The 9714-nt window shown below is 63.7% G+C and carries 11 protein-coding genes; 6 read left to right on the top strand and 5 right to left on the bottom strand.

The features are described 5' to 3' along the window. The first annotated feature begins 277 nt into the window (after positions 1–277). From PHQ87_RS11470 to PHQ87_RS11460, 3 genes are read left to right on the top strand one after another with little or no spacing between them, the layout of a single operon-like run. Complete coding sequence (locus PHQ87_RS11470; RefSeq protein WP_300234246.1) at positions 278–664, top strand: hypothetical protein; 387 nt, start codon at positions 278–280, stop codon at positions 662–664. 20 nt (positions 665–684) lie between these two features. Further along, positions 685–1410, top strand: a complete 726-nt coding sequence (locus tag PHQ87_RS11465; RefSeq protein ID WP_300234243.1) for a hypothetical protein — start codon at positions 685–687, stop codon at positions 1408–1410. A gap of 2 nt (positions 1411–1412) precedes the next feature. Further along, positions 1413–1931, top strand: coding sequence for a hypothetical protein (locus PHQ87_RS11460; RefSeq protein WP_300234240.1), 519 nt, complete (start codon positions 1413–1415; stop codon positions 1929–1931). A 297-nt stretch (positions 1932–2228) separates the two neighbouring features. On the opposite strand, the gene PHQ87_RS11455 is transcribed toward PHQ87_RS11460, so the two are convergent. The 4 genes from PHQ87_RS11455 to PHQ87_RS11440 form a co-directional block, all read right to left on the bottom strand. Then, positions 2229–3473, bottom strand: a complete 1245-nt coding sequence (locus PHQ87_RS11455) for an N-6 DNA methylase (RefSeq protein WP_300234237.1) — start codon at positions 3471–3473, stop codon at positions 2229–2231. A 237-nt stretch (positions 3474–3710) separates the two neighbouring features. Beyond that, positions 3711–5678, bottom strand: a complete 1968-nt coding sequence (locus PHQ87_RS11450) for a ParB N-terminal domain-containing protein (protein WP_300234234.1) — start codon at positions 5676–5678, stop codon at positions 3711–3713. Between the two features lie 639 nt (positions 5679–6317). Further along, positions 6318–7151: a DUF932 domain-containing protein gene (locus PHQ87_RS11445; RefSeq protein WP_300234231.1), complete on the bottom strand. Its 834-nt coding sequence runs from the start codon at positions 7149–7151 to the stop codon at positions 6318–6320. 445 nt (positions 7152–7596) lie between these two features. Then, the gene (locus PHQ87_RS11440) at positions 7597–8103 is read right to left on the bottom strand and encodes a JAB domain-containing protein (protein WP_366524475.1); all 507 of its coding nucleotides are present in this window, start codon (positions 8101–8103) and stop codon (positions 7597–7599) included. A 416-nt stretch (positions 8104–8519) separates the two neighbouring features. Between PHQ87_RS11440 and PHQ87_RS11435 the strand changes: the two genes are divergently transcribed. The 3 genes from PHQ87_RS11435 to PHQ87_RS11425 are packed head-to-tail and all read left to right on the top strand — an operon-like array spanning position 8520 to position 9285. Continuing rightward, a complete protein-coding gene (locus PHQ87_RS11435) occupies positions 8520–8720 on the top strand; it encodes a DUF5397 family protein (RefSeq protein WP_300234228.1) in 201 nt (66 codons plus the stop codon). 3 nt (positions 8721–8723) lie between these two features. Further along, positions 8724–9023, top strand: a complete 300-nt coding sequence (locus tag PHQ87_RS11430; RefSeq protein WP_300234226.1) for a virulence factor — start codon at positions 8724–8726, stop codon at positions 9021–9023. Positions 9024–9033: 10 nt separating this feature from the next. Beyond that, a complete protein-coding gene (locus PHQ87_RS11425; RefSeq protein ID WP_300234223.1) occupies positions 9034–9285 on the top strand; it encodes a hypothetical protein in 252 nt (83 codons plus the stop codon). Positions 9286–9337: 52 nt separating this feature from the next. Here PHQ87_RS11425 and PHQ87_RS11420 read toward each other — a convergent pair. After that, positions 9338–9714, bottom strand: a 377-nt coding sequence (locus PHQ87_RS11420) for a hypothetical protein (RefSeq protein WP_300234220.1), incomplete at its 5' end; no start/stop codon positions are given.

Below are 9714 nucleotides of genomic sequence, written 5' to 3'. Positions count from 1 at the left end.
ACGAGGAAGGGCTCGGTAAGTGGCCCGGCGTCCACGCGCAGCGTGTGACGCCGAGCGGGCATGCGTAGCGGCTCGCTCATGTGCTCAATGTAGCACATGAACCGGCGTTAGCCTATCCTGCCTTCACATCTTTCAAGGTTTCCCATCCACTATCGGCCCTGTTTCACGTATTCAAACTGTCTGCATGTTGTCGGCATGTTGCAAGATGCAGACAAAAAATATACTATTTGCAGACAAGCCATTATCCATGTGTACCGTTTGCAGACATAATGCCGACATGACAGAGAAAGAGACCGCTCGCCAGACCTTGACCGGGATCATTCGATCCCGGGCCAGCCAATACCAGGCACGACAGCTTGCCGGTGTGACCCAACGGACGTTCGCCGAGGAACTGACAGCCGAAGGGCACAAGATCAGCTACGCCGACTTCCGCACCCTTTACGCCAGGGCCAGGAAGCAACTGGCCCGCCTCGACCAACCGGCGCAGCCAAAGGCCGCGTCACCTCATCAACCGCAACTTCAGGGAGTTGAATCATCGAACCCGCCACCAACCCCAAAAAGCCCAAGCCCAACCAACGAACCCGAGAAAAGGAAGTTCGGGAAATTCGATCTTCCGATTCCAAAGACATTCAAACACAACCCATCCGGGACGGATCAATCTTGACAGCGAGCAAAGGAACCGATATGAAAAACAGCGTGCATTTCGTCATCCAGGGCAAAGGCGGGATTGGGAAATCCTGGGTATCCGTCCTGCTGGCCCAATATCTCAAGAAAAAGGCCGGCAACACGGTCAATTTCGATACAGATCAAGAGAACACGACGTTCGCCCATTACAAGGCGCTCTCCGCTATCCATATTTCGGTCATGACCCCTTCTAGGATCATCGACGCCAAGAAGTTCGATGGCATGATAGAAAAAATCATGGAAGCCGACTGCCCCGCCGTGATCGACAACGGCGCCAACACGTTCTCCCCATTGCTGGCATACATGCTTGAGAACAGCGTCATTGATGTGCTGCAAGACGGCGGAAAGAAGGTTTTCTTCCACATCATCATCGGCGGTGGCTCCGAGTTGAAAGACACGAAAGAGGGATTCGTGTCTTTCGCTACCCAATTCGATGTGCCGATTGTCCTCTGGCTGAATGAGTTCTTCGGCTCTTTCGTTGACGCGTCGGGCACCCACCTGGCCGAAACTGAAGCCTATAAGGCGAACGAAGACAAAGTTACTGGCGTCGTTCTGCTTCCTGCCCGGAATCAACAGACCTTCGGTGACGACATCAGGCGCATGAACACGATGAGGCTGACATTCGATGAGGTCATCGCATCGAGTAGTTTCGGTCTGATGGAGAAACAGCGGCTGAAAACAGTCGGACGCGAAGTATTTGAACAACTCGATAAAATCGAGTTCTGACCATGAACGGCAAGCGCGATCTAATCGCCGAGGTCGTCAGGCGCACGGGCATCCGCATCGACGAGGATGACCCGGCGTTTGCCGTCGCTCACCTGGCCGATCTGGTCCTGCAGGAGCACACTGAGAAGATCGCGGCCGATCTGGCCGAAGTTTCGGCCCAGGTCGGCAAGGACTTCGACAGCCTGGTCGAAAAAATCCGAGCCCTCCAGAATGAAGGCGCGGCTCACAAGGATGAGAACGGCGCGAAGCTCGATGGAACGCTGGCCAGCATGGACAAGATCAGCCAGCGGCTGCTGCTGGTGGCCAAGACCTTTGAGGCAGCAGAATCGGCGAAGGCCGCGAACATCGAGCGCAACTCGCAGGCAATCCGCGCGAGCATGGAAAGCGCGATAAAAACCGCGCTGCCCAAGCCCGATCCCTCGTCGGTCAAGCCCGCTTCGATCAATTCCGTCCAGCTCATCAGCCTGGCGCTCTCCGCTGTCGCCGCCGCCGGCGTCATCGCGCTGCTCATGCTGCGCTGACCACCCTCCCCTGCGCCGGCCAGGCCCAGGGCTCACCTACAGGCGTCCCGCCCGCCGCCTGCTGGCGGCTCCTGAGCAGGGGGCCGCGCCCCCTGCCCCCCGTGGGCGGGCACACCCGCCCCCCGCCGCCGTCGCGGCGGCACCCCCCACCCATCGGCCGACCAAGAGGAAAGGGGATTTCCCTCGCCCGTCTATGGCCCCGCCAACAGGCCCAGGCGCCCCGTGGCGCCCTTTTCTCGACCCCGCCAGGGGGCAGGCCGCACCGGGCACCCTCCCCGCCGCCCGGACGGTGCGCAATCAGAACAGGCCAAGTTGCAGATGCTCGGCACGCTGCACCAGTGCAACCGCCCTCACCTGCTCCAGCTCGGGCGCGGGTGCTACCGCCGGGGTCAGTGGGACCTGAGCCGGCTTGGTGGTGCCGCGGTGGCGGCGCAGCCGAAAGTCCCAGCCGCCAACGATGTGCGCGGGCGTGAACCAGTGCGACCACTCGGTCATCGCGAGGCTGTTCCCGTGAACAACAATGGCCGGGATGTGCGCAAGCGAAAGCTGCACATATGCCATGTGGACCGCCGTCAGGTCCACGTCCACGGCCGTGACGTGCATGGCCTGTTGGTAGTTGATGCCTTGCGCCTGGATGGCATCGGCCGCTGCAAGGACCATCCCGCCCGCGCCGCAGGCCGGCTCGCCGACGGTCACGAAACCCTCGCGCTCGATGGCGCTGCGCGCCTCGGCGAAGGTGATGCCGGCCATCAAGCGCGATACCTCGAAGGGCGTGAAAAACTGGCCCTTGTAGCTGTCGCCAAGGTCCAGACCCATGAACAGCTTGCCCAGGCAGTCATCAAGACCGGACTCCAGCCAATCGACAAGCACGCCGAGGATCTGCGGGAAGCGCTCGATCTCGTCGCGTTCGTAGTCGGCAATGATCTTCATGTACCGGGCTTCACGCGCTTCGCGCTGCGCCAGGTCCACGGCGTTGCTCAGGGCCAGGGCCGACATTTCGCAGAAGTCGGAGAACACCTTGTGCAGTCGGTGCCGGCGGGCGTTCTCTTGCAGCAGCTTGCCCATCGTGTCCTCGTGCGAACGCACGATCTGAGCCTTCTTCCCTCGTGCTCTCGCGTTGCTAGATTCCGAGCCCGTCGTGGTATTGATCTGGTGTGTTGCGGTCATGTGTGCTCCGTTGGTGGTTGCCATCGCCTCGCTGAGTTCGTCGCCCGGTGAAACGGAGCGAAGGGCAGGGCAGAGGGCAAGGGCGGGAGCGCAAGCCGCACGCGGAGCGCAGTCGAAGGCGAGCACCGAACGGGTGAGCACCTGGCGCAGCGCACCCTTGCAGGCGCGTAGCGCCGGCCGCTGGCATGACCGAAGCAAAGTCACCGGAAAAGGCGACGAACACAGCGAGGCGAGCGACGGTGAGAGAGGGACCGCGACATGCACCAGGCCGCAGGCCTGCAAACTACGGCCGCAGGCCGGTCCGACGCGCAGCGCCGGCAGCCGCAGGGCGGCGGGGCAGGGCGGCACGCCGTGCCCGGTGCTCGGGGGAGCCATGCGGCGGGGGGATGTTGGCCTGGTCGGCCGTGGTTGTGCCCCTTGGGCACGTTCCGGTTGAACTGGTCAACATGCCCCCTTGAGCTTGACCGGCAAGGCCCGGCCTTGGTGGTCGGGTGGGGCAAGCCCAGCGGCAAGGGGCGGGTGGTCCCGCCCCGTTGAGCGGCGCCAGGAACACGGCCTGCAGGCCGTCTCGCAGGCCTTCGGCACAGGAGGGGCGAAGCCGCCCCCCTGTGCTCAGTCGTCCGCCGCTTCGGCAGCGGCATCGACGGTGTAGGGCCGCAGCGGGGCAGGGAGCCAGCGGCGACCGGCAAGGCGCTGCTGTGCGGTCGTGATCGCATCGACCTTCTTCATGCTCGCCAGATCGGCGGCATCCATGCCGGCTTCCGTGATGGCCTCGATCATCTTGGCCTTGGACACACTGCCTAGGTAGGTATCGTCCGTGGCCTCCCACCAGTCGGCCATGTCCAGGCCCAGGGCCGATTCAATGGCGGCAGCGGCATCGAACCCACGTTCCTTGCGCTCGTCATGCGAAATCACGGTGTACGCCCGGGCAACGAACTGAGCCAGAATTTGCAGCAATTGAGCCTCATCCAGCGCCAGGAAGCGGGCGAACACCTCGGCGGAAGCGCCGGAGCGCACAGCTTCCGTGCTTGCCTCGGCCTCGTCCATTGCCGCGCTGGCTTTGCTCTGCTCGTAGCCTGCCGCGTTGCGCCGAATCTCATGGCTGGCATCCGTGAAACGGACCTTGAGCGGAGACGACTGCCAAGGCTCCCCCTGGTCCATCACCAGTGAATGCACCAAAGCAGCTAGGGCGATCTGAGGGTTCGCAGCCAAGCTCGCAGCCACCGCTGCGGAGCGGTGTGCGGTCAGGCTCGCCATCAACCCCTTGCTGAATTCGGCGCGTTCGGCCTTGGCCGGAACGCCGGCCTCTCGGCGGACCTCGGGCGACTGCCCGGCCACATCTTCGCGCCGCGCATAGCCTTCATGCAGCACCAGCTTGCCGTCATGGCTGAGACCCATCACCACACCGCCGACCGCTTTGTGACCATCGTTCCACCCGGTACGCTCGTCGTCAATCTGGCCTTCACGCTGGGCGAGTTCATCCTGTTCTTCGTAGAGCCGGTCCACCTCGGCCGCAGCGGCCTCGTCGTGCTCGGCGGGTTCTTCGAGTTCTTCCAGGCGCTTGTCGATCGCAGCACGGCGGGCCTCGATGGCGGCAAGTGCCTCGGCCTGGGCGTCCGTGGCTTCGAGCATGGCAGGCTCCATGCGCAACAGGTCTTTGTGCGTGCCGTAAGTGCTGAAGCTCTCGCGGTACTCTGCCCACTTCCACCCGGCATCGACCAGCTTGCGGGCTTCCTCGGCCATGCGCTCGTCGCGCAGCTTGTGCAGCAGCACCTTGTCCGTGAGATACACCCCATCGCCCGCGCCCGTGGCGAACAGGTCCTGACGCACGCCACCACCCGCCTTCTTGTACGCCTTGACGCCGACGAAACGCGCCAGCGGCGCCGCCGCGCTCACGTCATCCTCGGACAACAGGTTGCGCACATGGTAGGCGCTGCGGCTGTGTGAGGGCAGGGCGGCCCAGGCCTGCCGCTGCCGGTCGTGGTCATCGGTCAGCGCCAGCGCCTGGAGCACGTCCACCGAGACCTTGCCATCACGGTACAGATCAACGAACTCCGGCGCGAGGTTCGCCAGCGCCAGCCGACGCCGCACGGTCAGTTCCTTGACGCTGTAACGGGCTGCGATCTGCTCGATGCTCTTGCCCTCGGCCGCGAGGCTGCGAAACGCCACCAGTTCATCGGCCGGGTTCATCGGCTCTTGCGTGATGTTCTCGGACAGGCTCACGGAGACTGCCTGCTCGTTCTCGAAGATTTTCACCGGCGCCAACGCATCCGCGTCCATCTTGCCCTGCTCGACCAGCAGCAGCAGGGCCAGCAGCCGCCGCCCGCCAGCTACAACGCCATAGCCGTCCTGGCCGTCCTTCACCTCGACGATCACCGCCAGCGGATTCAACAGCCCGCCCTCGGCTTCGATCTGCGCGGCGAGGCTTCGGATGGAGGCGGGATCGCGCTTGGTTCTCACGTTCTTCTCGGACAGCCAGAGAAGCGACAGCGGCACCCACTCGTCACGGCCCGCGCTGGCCTCGGTCATGACTCGATGAACCTGCTGCTCTGCCTGCTTGCTGCTGATCTTGCGTGCCATCATTGACTCCAAAATGTGCTGACCGGGTTCCAAGATTCAGAGCCCTTTGTGAATTTGGGTCTGAGGGCATGCGGCAGATCCCGGTGTCTCTGCCGCCGTACTTCCTGAGTTCGTCGCCCGGTGAGCTGCCGCGTAGGGCAGGGCGGGGTGACAAGGGCAGGCACGGAAGCCGCAGCCCGAAGCGCAGCGAAGGGACCGGGTGAGTACCTGGCGAAGCGAACCCTTGTCACCCCGACGTGCCCGTAGCAAAGTCACCGGAAATGGCGACAACTCAGGAAGTACGGAGCCAAACCGGCCCGAACGCTAGGCCCACAGAACCCGCCGCGCGGCGAGCGCCCCACGGGCCAGGTGGCCCGCCAATTGCACGCATGTGCAGCTCGGCCGCGGGCCGTGGCTTGTCCACATCTGCACGGGGCAACCCGCAAGGGCGCGACTGGTGGAGCGCCGCCGCCTGAGTCGCCTTCATAGGCAGGGAAGGCGGCGATTGGCCGGTGCGGATGTGGACAAGCCGATTGCCTCGACTTGGGACACTCACCGCCGGCGGCGCCGGCGGCTGGCCAGCAGGGGATAAGCCTTGCGGCCAAGGGGCGTCATGCCCCTTGTTGAGCCGCCCGGCCAGCGGCAGGGCGGTCATGACGATCAACCCTTGAGTTCGCGCATGCCTTGCGCCAGGCTGAACAGGGCGCGGTTGAGCTTGACGTTCTGATCGATGCCCTGAACGGCCCTCGTGCGAGCACGACGGCCGTTGGCCGTGCGCGCATCAAGCCCGCCCTTCATCAGGTTTTCCTGAACACGGTTGAACGCGGTCCACAAATCGCCGCCCCGGTCATCGAAGCGACGCGGGCGCAGCAACTGATCCTCCGACACCGGCGCGGGCTTGCCCTCACTCGGCTCGTATTTCAGCTCCAGCGCTGCCCGCGCGAAAACACGTTCCTCGCTCGGCGTCAGGGCGATAGCGCGCATATCGTCTCGGACCTCGCGTACCAGGTCGGCGCCGTCCAGCACGTCGAACGCGCCCTGCACCACGTTGTCGATCACGTTGCCCTTGTGCGGGATGCGAATGTCGCCGATCACGTCACCGCACACCAGGCCATTCATACATACAAACCGGAAAGCGCCGGCCATCATCTGATAGCTGGACGTGCCATCGTGCGAGTTCAACAGGATGACCTCGAAGGCTTCGGAGTCGTTGGCCTGGCCGGCATGCCGCAGGCGCAGCATGTGTTTTGTGAAGTCCTTGCGGTCCTCTTTGCGCACACGGGTCTGCGCCACCATGAACGGCTCGAAGCCGTTGGCGCGCAGCTTGGCCAGGACCGCCGACGTCGGGATGTAGGTGTATCGGTCCGACCGGCTGCCGTGGGGTTCCTCTGCGAAGATCGACGGGGCAACGCGGCGGATCTGGTCATTCGACAAAGGGGAATTGCTGAACAGCGAAGGCGAGTGCGCCGCAAAACGAGAAGACAGACGGGCCATGATGGTTTCCTTACGTGCTGACCGGGTTCCAAGATTCAGAGCCCGTTGTGAATCTGGCTCTGAGGGCATGCGGCAGTCCCGGTGTTCCTGCCGCCGTACTTCCTGAGTTCGTCGCCCGGTGAACGAGAGCGAAGGACAGGGCAGGGCGGCAAGGGCAGGCGCGCAAGCCGCAGCCCGCAGCGCAGCGAAGGGACCGGGTGAGCACCTGGCGCAGCGAACCCTTGTCGCCCTGCCATGTCCGCAGCAAAGTCACCGGAAATGGCGATGAACTCAGGAAGTGCGGGAGCCACGGTAGGCACCCACAAGGCCCTCAGATGCCGCCGCGCGGCGAGCGCCCTTCGGGCCATAGGCCCGCTGATCATATGTATTCAAATCGTCTGCAATATGTCTGCAATTTTTAGATTTGCAGACATATTGCAGACAACAAGGGGCGCAGCCCCTTGGCTCACATCAGGCCGTTCTCGGCCATCGAGTAGACCGATTGGCTCGTGATGATGAAGTGGTCCAGCGCACGCACATCGACCAGCGACAGCGCTGACTTGAGCGTCTGTGTCAGCGCTTCATCCGCCCGGCTCGGCCGGGCCTCTCCACTCGGGTGGTTGTGATAGAAGACGCACGCGGCGGCATTGACCTGCAAGGCCCTGCGCACCACCTCCCGCGGGTAGACGCTGGTCTGCGCGATCGTGCCGCGGAACATATCCTCCACAGCGATGACCCGATTCTGGCTGTCGAGAAAAAGGACGCCGAACACTTCATACTCGCGCTCCGCGTGACGGCACCGAAGGTAGCTGCGCACAACGTTGGGCGCGTCGAGCAGCGTACCGGGGATCTTGCGGCCCAGGTACTCATGCGCCGCCTGCACCACTTCTTCGCCCGTTGCCAGGCGATAGGAACCATCCGGCTCTTGAACAAAGATCGCGGGAGCGAAAGCGGCCTGGTCGAGATTCATCATGCTGTGCATCCATGTAGCAGGGCGGGATTGCCCATGCCGGATGCCCCACGCCGCAGCGCAGCGGTCAAGGGTCAACGACGGCCGAAGGCCGCCAGCGGTCGGCCCGAAGGGCAGGACGCGCAGCCCTTTACCGCGAGAACGGTGTGGTACGTTGAAGGCTTCAGCAAGCCAGCCTCACCACCATGCCGGCCTAGAAGGGGTAGCCGTGCGGCAAGGGGTGCCATCGCACCCCGATGAGCCAGCCGCGCAGCGGCTGCCGGCAAGGCGGCCTGGAAGGTGGACGCGCAGCGGCCAGTCCCGCAGGGACCAAGGGCGGGAGCCCGCGCCTGGAACGGGCGTCCGGTGACCGCGCAGCGGGCATGCCCAAACCCCGTGCCTGGGCTATCATGGAGCATGGTTCTCACTGGAGAAACACCATGACCACAGTCACCGCCACCCCTAGCGTGCCCACGGGCCAAATCAAGACCTTCGGACCCTTCGGCCCGAAGTACCAGGTCGTCAATGCTCTGCGCGAGCTGGACGACGGCGACTGGATGATCCGGATCAAGCTGCTGGAAACCGACGAGGAAGCCGAGTACCGGCTGTCCAACATCAACGACGACCCCAAGGCCCCCTGAAGCATGTTCGCCATTGCCTTCGATCTGACCGTTGCCAGTACGGCCAACCATCACCCGAAAGGGGTCTCGGCCGCCTATGCCGACATCGCGGCTACGCTCTCGGCCTACGGGTTCAACCGCGTCCAAGGAAGTCTGTACGTGACGGACAGCGAAGACATGGCCAATCTGTTCCAGGCCATTCAGGCGCTGAAAGCCATGGCATGGTTCCCTCAGTCGGTGCGAGACATTCGAGCGTTCCGCATCGAACAATGGTCAAACTTCACCAGCATCGTGACAGCACCGCCGCCGCCGGCCACGATCTAACCCGACGATCATGCTCCGCAGCATCTACCAAGCCTTCACCGACTATGCGCTGGTCATCGTCGGCATCTTCTCGGCCTACAGCGAGCGCACCAGCCACTGGCCGGCGCTCTGCTCCCTGGGCCTGCTCTTGGCCACGGCCATCGGCATCGACCTGCTGCTGCCGACCTGGGCAGCACTGACGATCTTCGCGGCCGTGGGCGTGCCGCTGGTTTGGTTTCTCGCGTCAGTCATCAGCGCCTACGTAATCCATCACCGGCGCTAGGGCGCCGGCCTGGGCAGGCCAGGCGGAGCCCGACTCGACTACGACAGCCAGGTCACCAGAATTCCGACTCGTGCCTGTTCGTGGACCCGTACACCTTGCCCGCGGCTCGACCAGACTTGAACTGGACCGTCAGGAACTCCGGGTTCTCCGTACCCTTGCCGACCTGCCACGTGTAAAGCACCTCCTCGCCCAGATCCTCGGTCCGCTCGTTGACATCGAATCCGACCAGCCCGCGGACCTCAGCGAAGCTCATACCCTGCGTCGTGGCCTGGTACGCGGGCCACAGTGTGTCGGCGCCGCCATCACTGCCACCACCACACCCGGCGAGAAAAACCGACGTAGCTCCCAGCAGGATCAAGCCTGCCATCTTCCGGCGTTGCATAAATTTTCCCCCTGAAAATCGCTGGCCATCATTGGCCAGCGCTGTTA

This window comes from Hydrogenophaga sp. (assembly GCF_028698005.1).
Classification (GTDB): Bacteria; Pseudomonadota; Gammaproteobacteria; order Burkholderiales; family Burkholderiaceae_C; genus Hydrogenophaga.
This window is presented reverse-complemented; position numbering and strand designations above follow the sequence as displayed.

Coding starts and splice junctions, on each gene's coding strand:
- PHQ87_RS11470 (WP_300234246.1), top strand. CDS start 278: ATGACAGAGAAAGAGACCGCTCGCCAGACCTTGACCGGGATCATTCGA.
- PHQ87_RS11465 (WP_300234243.1), top strand. CDS start 685: ATGAAAAACAGCGTGCATTTCGTCATCCAGGGCAAAGGCGGGATTGGG.
- PHQ87_RS11460 (WP_300234240.1), top strand. CDS start 1,413: ATGAACGGCAAGCGCGATCTAATCGCCGAGGTCGTCAGGCGCACGGGC.
- PHQ87_RS11455 (WP_300234237.1), bottom strand. CDS start 3,473: ATGGCTCCCCCGAGCACCGGGCACGGCGTGCCGCCCTGCCCCGCCGCC.
- PHQ87_RS11450 (WP_300234234.1), bottom strand. CDS start 5,678: ATGGCACGCAAGATCAGCAGCAAGCAGGCAGAGCAGCAGGTTCATCGA.
- PHQ87_RS11445 (WP_300234231.1), bottom strand. CDS start 7,151: ATGGCCCGTCTGTCTTCTCGTTTTGCGGCGCACTCGCCTTCGCTGTTC.
- PHQ87_RS11440 (WP_366524475.1), bottom strand. CDS start 8,103: ATGATGAATCTCGACCAGGCCGCTTTCGCTCCCGCGATCTTTGTTCAA.
- PHQ87_RS11435 (WP_300234228.1), top strand. CDS start 8,520: ATGACCACAGTCACCGCCACCCCTAGCGTGCCCACGGGCCAAATCAAG.
- PHQ87_RS11430 (WP_300234226.1), top strand. CDS start 8,724: ATGTTCGCCATTGCCTTCGATCTGACCGTTGCCAGTACGGCCAACCAT.
- PHQ87_RS11425 (WP_300234223.1), top strand. CDS start 9,034: ATGCTCCGCAGCATCTACCAAGCCTTCACCGACTATGCGCTGGTCATC.